The sequence below is a fragment of the Xanthomonas melonis genome (genome assembly GCF_020783655.1).
GTDB lineage: Bacteria > Pseudomonadota > Gammaproteobacteria > Xanthomonadales > Xanthomonadaceae > Xanthomonas > Xanthomonas melonis.
In genome coordinates this window covers 43477-61642 of record NZ_JAJGQH010000013.1, presented here as the reverse complement: position 1 = coordinate 61642, position 18166 = coordinate 43477, and the positions used below count along the sequence as shown (strand labels likewise).

Here is an 18166-nt window from a genome sequence, read left to right as displayed (position 1 = left end):
CCCATCTACCAATAGTTCGCCCAGCCGGGCGCTCGCACCTTAGCGAGGAATCACGCACTTGTCCGATCATCCTTCCTCCGATACCGGGAGCAGCGTCGACGCTCCCGTCGAGAAGCGCGCGCGCAAACCGCGCGTAAGCAAGACCGCCGTCGCCCACGACGATGCCGGCACGCAGCAACCCAACCTGCCTTTGCCCGCCACCCCAGCCCCCGAAGCACCTCAAGCCCCGCAGGCACCGTCGCGCACCGCCGAAATGGCCCCCGCGCAGACGTCCGGCGATGGCGCAGCCACTGGCAGCGCTGCTGGCGCCAGCCAGGGCGGGGACGCCCAGGGCGAGTCGCGCGAGGGCACCCAGCCGCAGCAGCAGCGCGGCCAGCACCCGCAGCAACAGCAGAACCAGAACCAGAACCAGAACCAGGGACAAGGCCAGCACCAGGGCCAGAACGGCGGCCACAATTCGCAAGGCCAGGGCCAGAACCAGCAGGGCAACCGCCGCGACCGGTTCCGCAACCGCCGCGACCGCGGCCCTCGCGACCGTTTCGGCAACGACGGCGGCATGGCCTCTTCCGACGGCAGCAACGAGCCGTTCGTGCCGCGTCCGCATCCGGCCGTGCCGGAAGGCTTCCCGGTCTATTCGCTGAGCGATCTGAAGCGCATGCCGGCACAGAAGCTGCTGGATATCGCCGAGCAGCTCAATATCCAGGAAGGCGTGGCCCGCGCGCGCAAGCAGGACGTCATCTTCGCCCTGCTCAAGGTGCTGACCCGCCACGGCGAAGGCGTCGCCGCCGATGGCGTGCTGGAAATCCTGCCCGACGGCTTCGGTTTCCTGCGCGCGGCCGAGGCCAGTTATCTGGCCGGCCCGGACGATACCTATATCTCGCCCAGCCAGATCCGCCGCTTCAACCTGCGTACCGGCGATCATCTGTCCGGCCGCATCCGCTTCCCCAAGGACGGCGAACGCTACTTCGCGTTGTCGATCGTGGACACCATCAACGGTGAGCCGCTGGAAGCCAGCAAGAACAAGGTGCTGTTCGAGAACCTGACCCCGCTGTTCCCGCGCCGCCGCTTCCGTCTGGAGCGTGGCGATGGGTCCACCGAGGACATCACCGGCCGCATCCTCGATCTGATGGCACCGCAGGGCAAGGGTCAGCGTGCGCTGATCGTCTCCCCGCCCAAGGCCGGCAAGACGATGATGATGCAGCAGGTGGCCACGGCCATCACCACCAATCATCCCGAAGTGCACATGATCGTGCTGCTCATCGACGAGCGCCCGGAAGAAGTGACCGAAATGCAGCGCACCGTGCGCGGCGAGGTCATCTCCTCCACGTTCGACGAGCCGGCCGCGCGCCACGTGCAGGTCGCCGAGATGGTGATCGAGCGCGCCAAGCGCCTGGTCGAGCACAAGAAGGACGTGGTGATCCTGCTGGACTCCATCACCCGCCTGGCGCGTGCCTACAACAACGTGGTGCCCAGCTCCGGCAAGGTGCTCACCGGCGGCGTGGACGCCAATGCCCTGCATCGCCCGAAGCGCTTCTTCGGCGCGGCGCGCAACGTGGAAGAAGGCGGCTCGCTGACCATCATCGCCACGGCGCTGGTGGAAACCGGCAGCAAGATGGACGAGGTGATCTACGAAGAGTTCAAGGGCACCGGCAACAGCGAAGTGCATCTGAACCGTCGCATCACCGAAAAGCGTGTCTACCCGGCGATCGACATCAATCGTTCGGGCACGCGCCGCGAAGATCTGCTGATCGAGCCGGAGCTGCTGCAGAAGATCTGGATCCTGCGCAAGCTGCTGCACCCGATGGACGAGATCGCGGCGATGGAATTCCTGCTGGACAAGATGAAGACCACCAAGTCCAACGACGAGTTCTTCAGTTCGATGAAGCGCTGATCGCGGTCTGCGTCATCGAAACGAAAACCCCCGCGGTGCGGGGGTTTTTTGTGGGTGTCGCTCACACCGGGCGTCGCCTGACAGCGAGCCGCATCGCCGCGTCGATACGGGCTGCTCGGGCGTAGTGCCACACCGAGCCGGCGCCACGTACGCAGGGTAGATGCGACGGGCGTCGTCGCATTGCCTGGCGGCGGCACTGCCGCCGCTTCCAGCATGCTCACGCCAGCCGCCGCGATTCCGCATATGGCGGCGTGTCGGGGTAGTCGTCCTCGCGCAGGCGGGTTTGCAGGTCGCGCCACCACTGTGGGTCGAATAGTTCCGGATGCAGGTGCTTGACCGCTTCCAGCTGCGAGGGTGGCAATCCCATGAACAGCGCGAAGCGCTCGGGAAAGACATCGCGTGGGCCGACATGGAACCAGGGCTCGGCCGCCATCTGTTCCTCGTAGGTCGTCGGCGTCGGCCAGTCGCGGAAATTGCATTCGGTGATCAGGCACAGCTCGTCGTAGTCGTAGAACACCGCCCGCTGGTGACGGGTGATGCCGAAGTTCTTCAGCAGCATGTCGCCGGGGAAGATGTTGTTGCGTGCCATATCCTTGATGGCCTGGCCGTAGTCCAGTGCCGCCGCATGCGCGGCCTCGGGCAATTGCTCGCGCAGGTACAGGTTGAGCGGGCGTAGACGCCGTTGCACGTAGCACAGCGCGATCAGCACATCGTCGCCATCCTCGCTCAGGCTCATCGCGCAACTGCGCTGCAGCTCCTCCAGCAGCGCCGGTGCGAACCGCGCCCTGGGAAAACGCAGGAAACGATAGGGCTGAGCGTCGAGCAGGCGGCCGATGCGATCGAGCTGGAACACCAGTTCGTACTTGCCCTCCACCTGCGCGCGGCTCATGGTCTTGGGATAGGCGAAGCGGTCGCGGATGAGTTTGAACACCAGCGGATAACTGGGCAGGGTGAAGACCACCATGACCATGCCCGGGGTGCCATCGGCATGCACCAGCTGCTCGGACGGATGGGCCTGGAAATGGCTGAAGAACGTGCGATAGCGTTCGGTCTTGCCCTGCTTGGCCCGGCCCAGCATGGTGTAGAGCTCGTCCACCGGCTTGTGCGTCAACAGGCTGCGCAGGAACACCACTGCATCGCCCACGGTGGACAGATCGGCCTGGAAATAACTGCGTGAGTTACTGAACAGCTGCGCCACATCGCTGCGCCGGGTCAGTACCGCTTCGGCACGCAGGCCCGCGTCGTCGTTGACCAGGGCGATGACGCATGGCGAGAACCGGTGCTCGCCGAACACGCGCCCGACCAGGTAGGCGCGACGTTCGCGATAGAACACGGTTTCCAGCAGTTCCACGCTGCGCACCGGGTGTTCGCCCCAGTGGGCGAGATCGTCGAGCAGGCGAACTGCGATGGCCGCTGCACACCGCGTGCGATGCGCGTATGGCATCGCGAAGGCGTAGTCGCCCAGCACCCGCACCAGCATGTCGGTCAGCCGGCCCGGCGACACCGCATAGGTGTGCCGCGCAACCGGCACAGTGATGGCATCGGTCGGCTCGATATCCAGCGCGATGAATTCGATGCCGGCATCGACCCCGTGGGTACCGAAGTAACGCCGGGTCAGGGTGTTGTAGAAGGTCTTGTACAACTCCTGATCGATCAGCCCTTCCAGGAGCGTGGCATAGCAATTGCGCGCCCGCATCCACAGCGCGCGGTCGTGCGCCTGGCCCAGCAGCACCGCACGCAGGCGCAGCATGCATTCGGCGATGTAGTGGTCGTAGAGCGCGATACGCGCCACGGCGTCATCGCGGGCGCCGCTCCAGTCGCGCGTCTCGAAGCGTTGCCTGGCGCGGGCAGTGATCTCGGAGAACCGCGCGTGGTAATCCTCGAAGGCATCGTAGACGGCCTGGGCGATCGCCAGTGCGCGGCGCTCGGACTGCGGCGGCAAGGGTGGCAGGTTCATGCCGGCAGTGTCCTCGAGCGCGTGCGGCGGCGCGTGGCAGGCGCCGCCGCAGTCGGTGCGGCAGTCGGTGCAGCAGATGGCGCGGTCGGCGCGATTGCGCTCTGCTGCGCATGCGCAACATGTTCGCGCGCCTGCAGCTGCAACCACGCGCGGAATGCGAGAAAGCCGGCATGCGCGGCCGAGCGTGGTGGATACACGAGATAATGCGACCAGCCGGTCTTGAGCCGTTGCGTGGACAGCGCCACCAATTGGCCGGACGCCAGCAACAGGCGTGCGCGCGTCACCCGCCCCAGGGCGACACCGACGCCCTCCAACGCGGCACGGTGATGGGCCTCCGATTCGTCGAGCACGGCGACATAGCGGCGCGGCGCGGCGCCGCCGAACGCGGCAAACCAGCGGCGCCACGCATCGTCCGGGTCGCCCAGCAGCGGCCAGTCCTGCAAGGGCGGTGCGTCCGCGCCGCCCATGCGCGCGATCAGCGCCGGGCTCGCCATCGGAACCAGCCAGTCGTCGAACAGCGGCTCGGCAATGAGACCTGGCCACTGTCCGGCGCCGATGCGCATGGCGCCGTCCACCTGCTGCTGGCGCTCGAAGTCCACCAGCCGTTCGCTGGAGAGCAGATTGATCTCGATGGTGGGATGGTCGGCCAGAAAACCTCCCAGGCGCGGCACCAGCCAGGTCGATGCCATCGATGGGGTCACGCTCAACGTGAGCGTGTCGCCGCGGCGCGGACCGAACGGTTGAAACGCCTCGGCGATCGCATCCAGATGCGGGGCGATACGATCGAGCAGTTGCTGGCCCTGCGGCGTGGCGGTGACCCCGCGCATGCCGCTGCAATACGGGATAGCCCAGCCGCTGTTCGAGTGCGCGCATCTGGTGACTGAGCGCGCTGACGGTGAGATGCATCGTGGCAGCGGCACGCGACAGGTTGCCCAGGCGTACGGCGCTGACGAAGCCTTGCAATGCGTGGAGCGGCGGACGCGACATGGCTGAACCCTTGAATGGAATTCAATACGACCTTGCAAAAGCCTCGCTTTTGCCGTCCCTAGCCTGCACCTACTGTGGATTCCACTCAAGTGGAGGCAGGATCATGCGCATCTTTACCGACTTGCTGTTCCAGCACGGTCACATCGCCGACATGGCGCTTGCACAGCGGCTGGCAGAGCCAGACGCTGCCGCGGACCCGGCAGCGCCGCAAGCCCCGGAGGCGCCCCCCGCGACCGGCGCGGAATACATCGACGCGGCGCAACGCGCCCGGCGCGAACAACGCATGGCGCGCCGCACGCGCCGCCTGCTGCACGCCATTACGGCTGTGTCGCCGTTCCGCTGAAACGACAGGGCCCGCCTCTGGACGAGGCGGGCCCTGGGTGTCGCTGCAGCTCACGCACCGACCGGCGGTGCGGCAACTCAGGCCTTCAACGTGGCCAGGATGTCGTTGAAGGTCTTGCTCGGGCGCATCGCCTCGCTGACCTTGGCCAGGTCCGGGTGGTAGTAGCCGCCGATCTCCACCGGCTTGCCCTGCGCACCGTTGAGCTCGGCCACGATGGTGGCTTCGTTCTCGGTCAACGCCTTGGCCAGCGGCGAGAACTTGGCCTGCAACGCGGTGTCTTCGGTCTGCGCGGCCAGGGCCTGCGCCCAGTACATCGCCAGATAGAAATGGCTGCCACGGTTGTCGAGCTCGCCCACCTTGCGCGCCGGCGACTTGTTGTTGTCCAGGAACTGGCCGTTGGCCACGTCCAGCGCCTTGGCCAGCACGGTGGCCGAGGCATTGTCGTAACGGTTGCCCAGATGCTCCAGCGACGCGGCCAACGCCAGGAATTCACCCAGCGAATCCCAGCGCAGGCAGTTCTCTTCGACGAACTGCTGCACATGCTTGGGCGCCGAACCGCCAGCACCGGTTTCGAACAGGCCACCGCCGGCCATCAGCGGCACGATGGAGAGCATCTTGGCGCTGGTGCCCAGCTCCATGATCGGGAACAGATCGGTGAGGTAATCGCGCAGCACGTTGCCGGTGACCGAAATGGTGTCCTGACCCTTGCGGATGCGCTCCAGCGAGAAGGTGGTCGCTTCCACCGGCGGCAGGATGCGGATATCCAGACCGCTGGTGTCGTGATCCTTCAGATACTGCTCGACCTTGGCGATCACCTGCGCGTCGTGCGCACGCGCCTTGTCCAGCCAGAACACCGCCGGCGTATCGCTCAGGCGCGCGCGCTCCACGGCGAGCTTGACCCAGTCCTGGATCGGCGCGTCCTTGACCTGGCACATGCGCCACAGATCGCCGGCTTCCACCGCATGCTCGAACACCGACTTGCCGTTGCCATCGGTGACCTTGACGGTACCGGCGGCAGGCATCTGGAAGGTCTTGTCGTGCGAGCCGTATTCCTCGGCCTTCTGCGCCATCAGGCCGACATTGGGCACCGAGCCCATGCTGGCCGGGTCGAAGGCGCCGTGCGCCTTGCAGTCATCGATCACCGCCTGGTACACGCCGGCATAGCAACGGTCCGGAATCACCGCCTTGGTGTCCTGCAGCTTGCCCTGCGCATTCCACATCTGGCCGGAGTCGCGAATCATCGCCGGCATCGAGGCGTCCACGATCACGTCGCTGGGCACGTGCAGGTTGGTGATGCCCTTGTCGGAATTGACCATCGCCAGACCGGGGCGCTGCGCGTACTCGGCCTGGATATCGGAGGTGATCTGCGCCTGCTGCGCTTCCGGCAACGTGCCGATGCGTGCGTACAGATCGCCGATGCCGTTGTTGGGATCGAAGCCGACCGACTTGAGCGCATCGGCATGCTTGCTCAGCGTGTCCTTATAGAACTCGCCGACCACCACGCCGAACAGCACCGGGTCGGAGACCTTCATCATGGTGGCTTTCAGGTGCAGCGAGAACAGCACGCCGGTCGCCTTGGCGTCGGCGATCTGGGCATCGATGAAGCTGGCCAGCGCACGCTTGCTCAGCACGGCGGCGTCGACGATCTCCCCGGCCTTGACCGCCACCTTGTCCTTCAGCACCGTGCTGCTGCCATCGGCACCGACGAATTCGATCTTCAGCGCCCCGGCATCGGCGATGGTGGCGGACTGCTCGCTGCCGAAGAAATCACCGGCGTCCATGTGCGCGACGTGCGACTTGGAATCGCTGCTCCACTTGCCCATGCGATGCGGATGCTTGCGTGCGTAGTTCTTGACCGACAGCGGTGCGCGACGATCCGAATTGCCTTCGCGCAGCACCGGATTCACCGCGCTGCCCTTGACCTTGTCGTAGCGCGCCTTGATGTCTTTTTCCGCAGCATCCTTGGGCTCGTCCGGATACGCCGGCAGCGCGTAACCCTGACCCTGCAGTTCCTTGATGGCGGCCTTGAGCTGCGGTACCGAGGCACTGATGTTGGGCAGCTTGATGATGTTGGCCTCCGGCGTGGTGGCCAGCTCGCCCAGTTCAGCCAGGTCGTCGGCGATCTTCTGCGTCTCGCTCAGATGCTCGGGAAACAGCGCCAGGATGCGTCCTGCCAGCGAGATATCGCGCGTTTCGACCACGATGCCGGCGGTATCGGTATAGGCATCGATGATCGGCAGCAGCGACTGCGTGGCCAGGAAGGGAGCTTCGTCGGTGAGCGTGTAGAGGATCTTCGGTGTCTTCGACATGGCGCGGGATAGGACCTCGGAGGAAAGGAGACAGTGACGACAATACGGGAGGGTACGTTGTCGACTGGATCGCGGGCGGCATCGGGAAGAACGCCCCCGATGGGTACGGCCCGCGATTGTCGCGTGTCCATCCCGTTCTGGCAAAATTCGACTCGGCCATCCTGCCAGTGCGCCAGTGGCGCGGATATCGTCCATACCTGCATGACAGCCCGCTTTTCGCCTGCCGATCTCGATCGATCCTTCCTGCTCGGCATCACCACGCCCAGCTACTATGCGCGCGGCCTGGTCTATGCAGATCAGGACCGCGTCACCTTGCAGACGGTTGAGCCGCTGCGGGTCGACGCTATCGTCAGCGGCAGCGACGACTATGCCGTGGAGCTGGTCTGGCGAAATGGCCGCCTGCAGGGGCGATGCGACTGCCCGATCGGTCAGCAAGCGGAATTCTGCAAGCACCAGGTAGCCGTTGCCCTCAGCTGGGCACGGACGAGTGCCGACCCCAACTCCCAAAAACGCACCAAGCGCAGGACTGCCGGCGAGCCAGTGGCCGAATCCAGCGATCGTGTCCTACAGCACTGGTTGTCGACGCAGACCCCACAGGCCTTGCAGGCCTTGATCCTGGAGCTGGCTGACAACGATGCCCAGTTGCGCAGGCGCCTGCTGAGCCAGGCACAACTGGCCGTCGCGCCGTTGCAGCAGTGGCGCAAGGCGATCTCCACCGTGCTTGGCCGCAAGCGATTCATGGACTGGAGCACCACCATTGCCTATGCCAAGCAGCTTGGCGCGTTGCCATCCTTGCTGGAGCAGGCGCGGCAACGTGATCCGCTGGCGGCGCTGGATCTGCACGAGTACGCGTTCAAACGGCTGCTGGCGATCTACGCAGAGGTCGACGATTCGCGCGGCGATCTGGGCGAGCGCCTGCGCGCGTTGGGACATGCGCACCTGGAAGCCGCGCGTGCAGCCGGCACCGATACGCTCGGCGAGCGCCTGTTCGAGCTGCGCATGCTCGACCAATGGAGCCTGCTGCGCCCCTTGCAGGACTATGCCGCGCTGCTGAGTGCGGCGGACATCGCACGGCTGCAAGACGCGGCGCTGAAGATCCTGCATGCCCGCGGCGACCGGGCGCGGCAATTGTCGGCCGAGTCGCTGCTCGAAGACACCGCGCATTGCGGCGCCAGCGTGGATGCCATGCTGGAGTTCTTCGCCCACACCTGTTCCAGCGGCTGGGACCACCTGGAGATGGCGCGCCGCTGTGGCGAACACGGGCGCCAGCGCCAGGCCTTGGAGTGGCTGGAGCGCGGTGTCAAGGCCGACCCTCAGGACGGCCGCCTGCTGGCCGCGTTGGCGACAGCCTACGTGCGTGATGGCTTTCCTGAGGATGCGTTGACGTTGCGCTGGAAGGCGTATCTGCTCATGCCCAATGAAGAGACCTACCTGGCCCTGCAAGAGGCGGCATCGCTGCTGGACGCCTGGGAGGCATGGCGCGAACGCGCATTGCAGGCGCTGGACACCAAGGCGGTGCCGCGCTTCATCGATGCGCACGATACCCGCATCAATCTGCTGCTCGCCGAGGGACAGACCCAGCGCGCGCTGGAACTGGCAGCCGATCCGGACCGCCAGCTTCCGCTGCGCACCTGGGAATCGCTGCTGCCTCACGCCGAGGAATACGACCCGGCGACCGCGATCCGCATCTGCCACGTCATGATCGAGGCGAATGTTGGGCAGACCAAGCGCTACGGATATCTGCAGGCGGTGGAACTCCTGAAGGTGCTGCAGCGTCTTTGCCGCCGTCAACTTGGCAAGGATGGGCAATCCGCGTTCGCATCCGAACTGGCGCGGTATCGCCAACTGTATCGGCCCAAGCGAATGTTCATCGAACTATTGGACGTGCGGTTTCCTGCCACCTGAGCGGCGGTCGCCTTTACGGATCCTTCGACCGACGGCGCGCGCCTGCCGCGCGCCGATTCGGCTGCAGCTCACCTTCCATCAAGACCGCTTCGTGCGGCACCGACCTACGCGTATGCCGCACACACCGACTTGGCCGTGATGGTCTGCTACTTGACCGTAATGGTCTGCGGCGTGCCTGCGGGCTTGCCGTCGACCATGACTTGCGCGGTGTAGGTGCCGGCTGGCCAGCCATCGGGTTTGTTGAAGCTCATATTGGTCGTCTCTGCGCCCGTGGTGGTCAGCGTCGCGTTCTGCTCGCCTGCCACCTGTCCATCCTGGTATGTGAGCTTGGCCGCAACCGGCACATTGCTCGCAGTGCCTTCGGTCTTGACCGAGACGATGATGGTGTCCTTGCTGCCGACGCTGGCCGATGGCGTTACCGTCTTGTCGGCAGCGGCAACCGTGCCGACTGCGACGCTGGAGACGGTGACTCCGCTGCCGGCCATGGCCGCGCCATCGGTACTGGCCGCGCCGGTCGCGGTGCTTTGTGCAGCCTGGTCGCTGGCCGGCGGCGTGGCTGCCGGGCCCGGCATGGCATCGGTGGCCGCGCCAGAGGTCGGATCCTTGGCCACGTTGGAATCGTCGTTGGCCTCCTTGCGGCAACCCGACAGTGCCAGGACGCCGGCCAGGGCAAGAACGAGGGTGCTGGACACGGATTGAGTACGCATGAGTCGATCTCCGATAGGACGAATAAGTCGAATGATGACGCCGGGCATCGATGCGCGGCGCGTTGCATGCACGGAGCGAACCGTCGCTCGATTACGCCTTGGGCGGCAGATGCAGCACCTGGCCTGGAAAGAGCTTGTCCGGATCCTGCAAGGTGTCGCGGTTGGCCTCGAAGATACGCGGCCATAACGCACCATCGCCGAGATGACGCTTGGCAAGCTTGGACAGACTGTCGCCGGTCTGCACGGTCACCGTTTCGCCTGCCAACTGCGCCGTGCTCTGCACGCTGGAACGCACGTTGGAGAAATCGGCCGCAGGCGCGACATCGCCGGTACTGTCGACAGAGGACGTGACATTGGAAAAATCGGCTTTCTTGTCGGCATTCATTGCGGCAGTCCCTCGGCATGCGATGCCTGCAGGGTGCGCGGGGCGCCGTTAAACATGGATCGCGCCGCCGTGAAGCCGGCGCGATCACGCAAGGCAGCGATTACTGGCGCAAATCGCGGAAGATCGAAAGCGGGACCGGGACAGTGGGCGAGCTACGGAGTGGATTGATATCCAGTCCACCGCGCCGCGTATAACGCGCCTCCACCACCAGCCATTCGGGCGCACACCGCTGCATCACATCGTTGAAGATGCGCTCCACGCATTGCTCGTGGAATTCGGCATGGTCGCGGAAACTCACCAGATAGCGCAGCAGGCCTTCGCGGTCGATCGGCGCGCCGCGGTAGCGCAGCGTGACGCTGGCCCAGTCCGGTTGGCCGGTGACCGGGCAGTTGGATTTGAGCAATGCCGAGGTCAGCACCTGTTCCACGACGTCCTGCGCATGGGCACGCAGGTACCCGGCGTTGGGCGGGCCGTAATCGTCGATGCTGACATCCAGTGCGTCGATGGACTCGCCCTCGCCCACCGTGTCGATCGGCGGCAGACCGAATTCCACCGTCACATCGGCACCGGCGCGGGTGGACAGGTCGGTGGCGATGCGCGTGCGCACCGCTTCGGCGCTGTTGAAACGGGTCGCGTTGAGCGAATTCAAATATAGCTTGAGCGACTTTGATTCGATCAGCGAGGGCGAATCGCAGGGCACATGCAAGGTGGCGGTGGCCACGCACGGCTTGCCCTGCGCATCGAGCCAGCTCAGCTCGTAGGCGTGCCAACGGTCACGCCCGATGAACGGCAGCGCGCCGGCCAGACCGATGGCGTCGCGCCCGGCCGCACGCGGGATCGGAAACAGGAGCGAGGGGTCGTAGCCGCTCGGGTAAGCGACCTCACGACCGAGGGTGGAATCTGCTGGGGTATTCATCTAGCCATTTTAGGCCGTCTGGCTGGCCGTGCGGTGTACGGCAGCGCAGCTCCAGGCCCGTACGGCATGTCGGGTTCCACTCGCGAACCCGACATGCCGCTCCATCACCGAAGGCGGGATCCGCCCAGCCGCAGACGAATCCCCGATCCCGAATCACCCTTGCTGCAAGTAATCCAGCGACACCTGCAGCAATGCGCGCAGTCCTACATCCAGCGACGATTCGTCCAGCAGGAATTGCGGGGAGTGATTGCTGGGCGCGGTGGCCGGATCGATCCCCTTGGCGGTGGAACCGACGAAGAAGAACATCGATGGCACCTGCTGGGCGTAGAACGAGAAGTCTTCGGCGCCCATCTGCAACGGCGGCTCGTAGACATTGTCCGCACCCACCACGGCCTGCAGGCTGGGCAGCATCCTGGCGGTCAGTGCGGGATCGTTGACGGTGGCCGGGTTTCCGGGTTGATCCGGCACCTGCGCCTGCACCTTGGCCCCGTGCGCGGCGGCGGTGTGTTCGGCCACGTTCTTGAGGTCGGCGAAGATCTGCTGGCGCATGCCTTCGTCGAAGGTGCGGATGGTGCCGACCATCTCGACATCGTCGGGAATGATGTTGTAGCGGATACCGCCCTTGATCGCGCCGAAACTGAGCACGGCCGGCTGCTTGGACAGGTTGGCGCGGCGGCTGATCACCGTCTGCGCGGCACCGATCATGTCGGCGCTGGCCACGATGGGGTCGATGCCGTTCCACGGCGCCGAGCCATGCGTCTGGCGACCGATCATCTTGATCGCGAAGCGGTCCGAAGCCGCCATCAGGGGGCCACCGCGCACCGCGATCTTGCCGGCCTGCACGCTGGAGAACACATGCAGGCCGAACACCGCCTGTGGCTTGAAGTCGGCGAACAGCCCTTCCTTGAGCATCAAGGACGCGCCACCTTCTTCGTTGCCGGGTGCGCCTTCCTCGGAGGGCTGGAAGATCAGCATCACCTCGCCCGGCAGCTGTTCGCGCATGCCCACCAGCGCCTCGGCCACGCCGAGCAGGATGGCGGTGTGGGCGTCGTGACCGCAGGCATGCATCACCCCGACCTGCTCGCCGCGGTACTCGGCGGTAGCCTTGGACGCAAACGGCAGCCCGGTCTGCTCCTTCACCGGCAGCGCGTCCATGTCCGCGCGCAGGGCGATCTTCGGCCCCGGCTTGCCGCCCTTGATGATGGCCACCACGCCGTGATGGGCGATGCCGGTACGCGGCTTGAGGCCGAGCTTGCGCAGCTGCGCGGCCACGGTGGCGGCGGTGCGCTCCTCGCGGTTTGACAGCTCCGGATGCTGGTGGAAGTCGCGTCGCCACTGCACCACCTTGGGCTGGAGGGTGGTGGCGGCGGCGGCGACCTCGGGCCGCGGCTCCCCCTGCGCAGCGGCAAGCATGGGCAGGGCGAGCAGCAGCGCGCTGGACAGCAGGCAGGTGTGGCGCATCGGTAGTCCTCTCATGAACGGTCTTCACTGTAGTCCACCCGCGCCGCGATGGCGCGTGGCGCGGCGGAAGATCGGGCCTGCACCGCAAACGCTGGGCGGCAGGTCACGGCTCCTGCCTGGTATCGGCCGGACCGCGTGCACAGGTGCAGGGTGCGTGGGCTCGCGCGCCTGTGTGCCGCCACCGCCTGCCCGCATAAGCCGCGGTGGCGGGGTTTGCGGCTCCTGCGGCGGTCGGGCGTATGCCAGGGCATGCGGCGGTGCACCCCGATTCAGCACGGCGGTCAACCGACGCGGTGCTGGCGCGTTGTCGCCCCACGCGCACGTGAATGCGCGCCGCGCCGCGCCGTGCGGGGCGTTACTTCAGTAACGCTCAATTGCGCGGGCGCGACGATATGCTTCGCAACGCCGTCCCCACGGTCGCCCCAGGCGCCCGGCCCGCCCTCAGGAGTTGTCGCAATGTCGCGTTTCTGGAAGATCGCACTGCTGGTCGTCGCAGTGCTCGTGCTTGTATTCGTCGCAATGCGGATGATGGGTGGGGGCAGCCGTGGCAAGCCGGCAGGCGCGCCGGATGGCAATGGCACCGAGAACAGCGGCCCGGTGCCGGTCACGGTCGTGGCCGCCACCACCCAGGACGTGCCGGTGTACGCCAGTGCGCTGGGCACGGTGACCGCGCTCAATACGGTCACGGTGAACCCGCAGGTGGGCGGCCAGCTGATCAGCCTGAACTTCAAGGAAGGCCAGGAAGTGAAAAAGGGCGATCTGCTCGCGCAGATCGACGCGCGTACGCTGCAGGCCAGCTACGACCAGGCGCTGGCGGCCAAACGACAGAATCAGGCGCTGCTGGCGACCGCCCGGGTGAACTATCAGCGCTCCAACGATCCGGCTTACAAGCAGTACGTCTCACGGACCGATCTGGACACCCAGCGCAACCAGGTGGCGCAGTACGAGGCAGCGGTGGCCGCCAACGATGCGCAGATGCGCTCGGCACAGGTGCAACTGCAGTTCACCCGGGTGACCGCGCCGATCGACGGCATTGCCGGCATCCGCGGCGTGGACGTGGGCAATATCGTCAGTACCACCTCGACCATCGTGACGCTGACCCAGATCCGCCCGATCTACGTGTCCTTCAACCTGCCCGAACGCGACCTGCAGGCGGTGCGCAGCGGACAGGCGGCGGCGCCGCTGGGCGTGGCGGCACTGGATCGCGGCGATGCGCGCATGATCAGCAGCGACGGCAGGCTGGAGGTGATCGACAACCGCATCGCCGCCGACAGCGGCACCTTCGGTGCGCGTGCGATCTTCGACAACACCGACAACGCCTTGTGGCCGGGCCAGTTCGTCAATGTGCGGCTGCAGTTGCGCACCATCACCGGCGGCACCGTGGTGCCGACCCAGGCCGTGCAGCGCGGCCCCGATGGCGATTATGTCTACGTGGTCGGAAACGACAACACCGCGCAGATGCGTACCGTGGTTCAAGGCGTGGAAGTGGACGACAGCCATGTACAGGTCACCAAGGGCCTCAAGCCCGGCGAGCGCGTGGTCACCGAAGGCCAGTTCCGGCTCAAGCCGGGCAGCAAGGTCAGCGCGCTCAAGCCGGGCGAGACGCCGCCGGAACCGACCGAGGCCGAGCTCAAGGCCGCACAGGACAAGCAGAGCCGTGGCGGCGGCAGCCGTCGTGGTGGCGGTCCGCGCTAATGCCTGACCACCGCCGGCGGGACCTCCCGTCGGCGGTGCGCGTCGGCGCGCCGTGCGCCGGCATCGATCGACGTCTTCAGCAAGGACTCCTCCGTGGGCTTTTCGACCATCTTCATCCGCCGCCCCATCGCCACCTCGCTGTTGATGGCGGGCGTTCTGCTGCTGGGCATCCTGGGCTACCGGCAACTGCCGGTGTCGGCGCTGCCGGAAATCGATGCGCCCAGCCTGGTCGTGACCACCCAATACCCCGGCGCCAACGCGACCACCATGGCCTCGCTGGTGACCACGCCGCTGGAACGCCAGTTCGGACAGATTTCCGGACTGCAGATGATGACCTCCGATTCGTCGGCGGGCCTGTCCACCATCATTCTGCAGTTCTCGATGGATCGCGATATCGACATCGCCTCGCAGGACGTGCAGGCCGCGATCCGCCAGGCCACCCTGCCCTCGTCGCTGCCGTACCAGCCGGTCTACAACCGGGTCAATCCGGCCGATGCGGCGATCCTCACCCTCAAGCTCACCTCCGATACCTTGCCGCTGCGTGAGGTCAACCGCTATGCCGATGCGATCCTGGCTCAGCGTCTGTCGCAGGTGCCGGGTGTGGGCCTGGTGTCGATCGCCGGCAACGTGCGTCCGGCAGTGCGCATCCAGGTCAACCCGGCGCAGCTGTCGAACATGGGCCTGACCATGGAGTCGCTGCGCAGCGCGCTGACCCAGACCAACGTCAGCGCGCCCAAGGGCTCGCTCAACGGCAAGACCCAGTCCTACAGCATCGGCACCAACGACCAGCTCACCGATGCGGCGCAGTACCGCGAGACCATCATCAGCTTCAACAACGGCCGGCCGGTGCGGCTGGCCGATGTGGCCAAGGTGGTCGATGGCGTGGAGAACGACCAGCTTGCCGCCTGGGCCGACGGCAAGCCGGCAGTGCTGCTGGAGATCCGCCGCCAGCCCGGCGCCAACATCGTGCAGACGGTGGAACAGATCCGCAGCATCCTGCCGCAGCTGCAGGGAGTGCTGCCGGCGGACGTGCGCCTGGAGGTGTTCTCCGACCGCACCGAAACCATTCGCGCGTCCGTACACGAAGTGAAGTTCACCCTGGTGCTGACCATCGGCCTGGTGGTGGCGGTGATCTTCGTGTTCCTGCGCCGGCTGTGGGCCACCATCATTCCCTCGGTGGCGGTGCCGTTGTCGCTGGCCGGGACCTTCGGGGTGATGGCCTTCGCCGGCATGTCGCTGGACAACCTGTCGCTGATGGCGCTGGTGGTGGCCACCGGCTTCGTGGTCGACGATGCGATCGTGATGATCGAGAACATCGTGCGCTACATCGAACAAGGCAAGAGCGGACCGGAAGCGGCCGAGATCGGTGCTCGGCAGATCGGCTTCACCGTGCTGTCGCTGACCGTGTCGCTGGTGGCGGTGTTCCTGCCGCTGCTGCTGATGCCCGGCGTCACCGGGCGGCTGTTCCACGAGTTCGCCTGGGTGCTGTCGATTGCGGTGGTGATCTCGATGCTGGTGTCGCTGACGCTGACGCCGATGATGTGCGCCTACCTGCTCAAGCCCGATGCGCTGCCCGAGGGCGAAGACGCACACGAACGCGCGGCCGCCGCCGGCAGGACCAACCTGTGGACACGCACGGTGGGCGTGTACGAGCGCAGCCTGGATTGGGTGCTTGCCCACCAGCCGCTGACCCTGGGCGTGGCGATCGGCGCGGTGGCGCTGACCGTGCTGTTGTACGTGGCCATCCCCAAGGGCCTGCTGCCCGAGCAGGACACCGGCTTGATCACCGGCGTGGTGCAGGCCGACCAGAACGTGGCGTTTCCGCAGATGGAACAGCGCACCCAGGCGGTGGCCGCAGCGCTGCGCAAGGATCCGGCGGTGACCGGCGTGGCCGCCTTCATCGGCGCCGGTACCATGAACCCCACCCTCAACCAGGGCCAGTTGTCGATCGTGCTGAAGACACGTGGCGACCGCGATGGCCTGGACGAGGTGCTGCCACGCCTGCAGAACGCGGTGGCCGGCATTCCGGGGGTGGCGCTGTTCCTCAAGCCGGTACAGGACGTCACCCTGGACACCCGCGTGGCCGCCACCGAATACCAGTACTCGCTGTCGGACGTGGACAGCGACGAACTGGCCACCTGGGCCGGGCGCATGACCGAGGCGATGCGCAAGCTGCCCGAACTGGCCGACGTGGACAACAACCTGGCCAACCAGGGCCGTGCGCTGGAACTGAGCATCGACCGCGACAAGGCCAGCATGCTCGGCGTGCCGATGCAGACCATCGACGACACACTGTACGACGCCTTCGGCCAGCGCCAGATCTCCACCATCTTCACCGAACTCAATCAGTACCGGGTGGTGCTGGAAGTGGCGCCGGAATTCCGCAGCAGCACCGCGCTGATGAACCAGCTGGCGGTGGCCAGCAACGGCAGCGGCGCGCTGACCGGCACCAACGCCACCAATTTCGGCCAGGTGACCTCGTCGAACTCGTCCACCGCCACTGGCGTGGGCGCGCAGAACACCGGCATCGTGGTCGGCGCCGGCAGCATCATTCCGCTGGCGTCGCTGGCGCAGGCCAAGGTCACCAACACGCCATTGGTGGTCAGCCACCAGCAGCAGCTGCCGGCAGTCACCATCTCGTTCAACCTGGCGCCGGGGCATTCGTTGTCGCAGGCGGTGGAGGCGATCGAGCAGGCACGCGAAGCGCTCGGGATCCCGAGCCAGGTCCACGCGCAGTTCGTCGGCAAGGCCGCCGAGTTCACCGGCAGCCAGACCGATATCGTATGGCTGTTGCTGGCCTCGATCGTGGTGATCTACATCGTGCTGGGCGTGCTGTACGAGAGCTACATCCACCCCTTGACCATCATCTCCACCTTGCCGCCGGCCGGCGTGGGCGCGTTGCTGGCGCTGATGATGTGCGGACTCAGCCTGTCGGTGGACGGCATCGTCGGCATCGTGCTGCTGATCGGCATCGTCAAGAAGAACGCGATCATGATGATCGACTTCGCGATCGAGGCGCGCCGCGAAGGCGCCAACGCGCACGATGCGATCCGGCGCGCCTGCCTGCTGCGTTTCCGCCCGATCATGATGACCACGGCCGCCGCGATGCTGGGCGCATTGCCACTGGCGCTGGGCACCGGCATCGGCTCGGAACTGCGCCGGCCGCTGGGCATCGCCATCGTCGGCGGCCTGCTGCTGTCGCAGCTGGTCACGCTGTACACCACCCCGGTGATCTACCTGTACATGGAACGCGCCAGCGAGCGGCTGCAAGCATGGCGCACGCGGCGTGCGGGGCGTGCGGCGGCGCATCGGCATGTGGAGGGGCGGGTATGAATCTGTGCGCCGCTGTCGGGACCCGGGACCCGGGACCCGGGTCCCGTGGTGAAGCCAGGCACGCAAGCCGAGCACGTCGGGTCTGGGATGGAGCGGGCAGCGTGGACATGCGGTTGCAGGCGCAGGCGCCTTTGCATTTGCTCCTGCTTGTCCGAGTCCCGGGTCCCGGGTCCCGAGTCCCGGCCCTACTGCTTGTCCGAGTCCCGGGTCCCGGGTCCCGAGTCCCGGCCCTACTGCTTGTCCGGGTCCCGGGTCCCGGGTCCCGAATCCCGGAATT

11 protein-coding genes and 1 pseudogene are annotated in these 18166 nt (G+C 66.3%); 5 read left to right on the top strand and 7 right to left on the bottom strand.

The features are described 5' to 3' along the window. The first annotated feature begins 58 nt into the window (after positions 1-58). Positions 59-1891, top strand: coding sequence for a transcription termination factor Rho (gene rho, locus LL964_RS13910; protein ID WP_146092312.1), 1833 nt, complete (start codon positions 59-61; stop codon positions 1889-1891). Positions 1892-2108: 217 nt separating this feature from the next. Here the strand turns inward: rho and aceK are convergent, their stop codons facing one another. Then, positions 2109-3848 (bottom strand): bifunctional isocitrate dehydrogenase kinase/phosphatase, encoded by a 1740-nt coding sequence (aceK, locus tag LL964_RS13905; RefSeq protein WP_104585419.1) that lies wholly within the window; start codon positions 3846-3848, stop codon positions 2109-2111. Next, positions 3845-4835 (bottom strand): annotated as a pseudogene (locus LL964_RS13900) (LysR substrate-binding domain-containing protein). The gene aceK and the pseudogene LL964_RS13900 overlap by 4 nt, the downstream one beginning before the upstream one ends. A 103-nt stretch (positions 4836-4938) precedes the next feature. On the opposite strand from LL964_RS13900, the gene LL964_RS13895 reads away from it, so the two are divergent. Next, the gene (locus tag LL964_RS13895; protein WP_104585421.1) at positions 4939-5178 is read left to right on the top strand and encodes a hypothetical protein; all 240 of its coding nucleotides are present in this window, start codon (positions 4939-4941) and stop codon (positions 5176-5178) included. A 77-nt stretch (positions 5179-5255) separates the two neighbouring features. On the opposite strand, the gene LL964_RS13890 is transcribed toward LL964_RS13895, so the two are convergent. Next, complete coding sequence (locus LL964_RS13890) at positions 5256-7487, bottom strand: NADP-dependent isocitrate dehydrogenase (RefSeq protein ID WP_104585423.1); 2232 nt, start codon at positions 7485-7487, stop codon at positions 5256-5258. Positions 7488-7688: 201 nt separating this feature from the next. On the opposite strand from LL964_RS13890, the gene LL964_RS13885 reads away from it, so the two are divergent. Beyond that, entirely contained in the window at positions 7689-9392 is a 1704-nt protein-coding gene (locus tag LL964_RS13885; protein ID WP_104585425.1) for an SWIM zinc finger family protein, read from the top strand. A 146-nt stretch (positions 9393-9538) separates the two neighbouring features. On the opposite strand, the gene LL964_RS13880 is transcribed toward LL964_RS13885, so the two are convergent. The 4 genes from LL964_RS13880 to LL964_RS13865 form a co-directional block, all read right to left on the bottom strand. Then, positions 9539-10099, bottom strand: a complete 561-nt coding sequence (locus LL964_RS13880) for a hypothetical protein (protein ID WP_104585427.1) — start codon at positions 10097-10099, stop codon at positions 9539-9541. Positions 10100-10190: 91 nt separating this feature from the next. Beyond that, a complete protein-coding gene (locus tag LL964_RS13875) occupies positions 10191-10484 on the bottom strand; it encodes a LysM peptidoglycan-binding domain-containing protein (protein ID WP_104585429.1) in 294 nt (97 codons plus the stop codon). Between the two features lie 100 nt (positions 10485-10584). Then, a complete protein-coding gene (queF, locus tag LL964_RS13870; protein ID WP_104585431.1) occupies positions 10585-11400 on the bottom strand; it encodes an NADPH-dependent 7-cyano-7-deazaguanine reductase QueF in 816 nt (271 codons plus the stop codon). Positions 11401-11553: 153 nt separating this feature from the next. After that, a complete protein-coding gene (locus LL964_RS13865; RefSeq protein ID WP_104585433.1) occupies positions 11554-12861 on the bottom strand; it encodes a M20 family metallopeptidase in 1308 nt (435 codons plus the stop codon). A 456-nt stretch (positions 12862-13317) separates the two neighbouring features. On the opposite strand from LL964_RS13865, the gene LL964_RS13860 reads away from it, so the two are divergent. After that, a complete protein-coding gene (locus tag LL964_RS13860; RefSeq protein WP_104585435.1) occupies positions 13318-14556 on the top strand; it encodes an efflux RND transporter periplasmic adaptor subunit in 1239 nt (412 codons plus the stop codon). Between the two features lie 93 nt (positions 14557-14649). Continuing rightward, entirely contained in the window at positions 14650-17889 is a 3240-nt protein-coding gene (locus LL964_RS13855) for an efflux RND transporter permease subunit (RefSeq protein ID WP_104585437.1), read from the top strand. The last annotated feature ends 277 nt before the right edge of the window (positions 17890-18166 follow it).

Bases quoted from the DNA above. Each gene is read 5' to 3' on its own strand.
- LL964_RS13885 (WP_104585425.1), top strand. From the start codon at position 7,689: ATGACAGCCCGCTTTTCGCCTGCCGATCTCGATCGATCCTTCCTGCTC.
- LL964_RS13860 (WP_104585435.1), top strand. From the start codon at position 13,318: ATGTCGCGTTTCTGGAAGATCGCACTGCTGGTCGTCGCAGTGCTCGTG.
- aceK (WP_104585419.1), bottom strand. From the start codon at position 3,848: ATGAACCTGCCACCCTTGCCGCCGCAGTCCGAGCGCCGCGCACTGGCG.
- LL964_RS13895 (WP_104585421.1), top strand. From the start codon at position 4,939: ATGCGCATCTTTACCGACTTGCTGTTCCAGCACGGTCACATCGCCGAC.
- LL964_RS13880 (WP_104585427.1), bottom strand. From the start codon at position 10,099: ATGCGTACTCAATCCGTGTCCAGCACCCTCGTTCTTGCCCTGGCCGGC.
- LL964_RS13890 (WP_104585423.1), bottom strand. From the start codon at position 7,487: ATGTCGAAGACACCGAAGATCCTCTACACGCTCACCGACGAAGCTCCC.
- LL964_RS13865 (WP_104585433.1), bottom strand. From the start codon at position 12,861: ATGCGCCACACCTGCCTGCTGTCCAGCGCGCTGCTGCTCGCCCTGCCC.
- LL964_RS13875 (WP_104585429.1), bottom strand. From the start codon at position 10,484: ATGAATGCCGACAAGAAAGCCGATTTTTCCAATGTCACGTCCTCTGTC.
- queF (WP_104585431.1), bottom strand. From the start codon at position 11,400: ATGAATACCCCAGCAGATTCCACCCTCGGTCGTGAGGTCGCTTACCCG.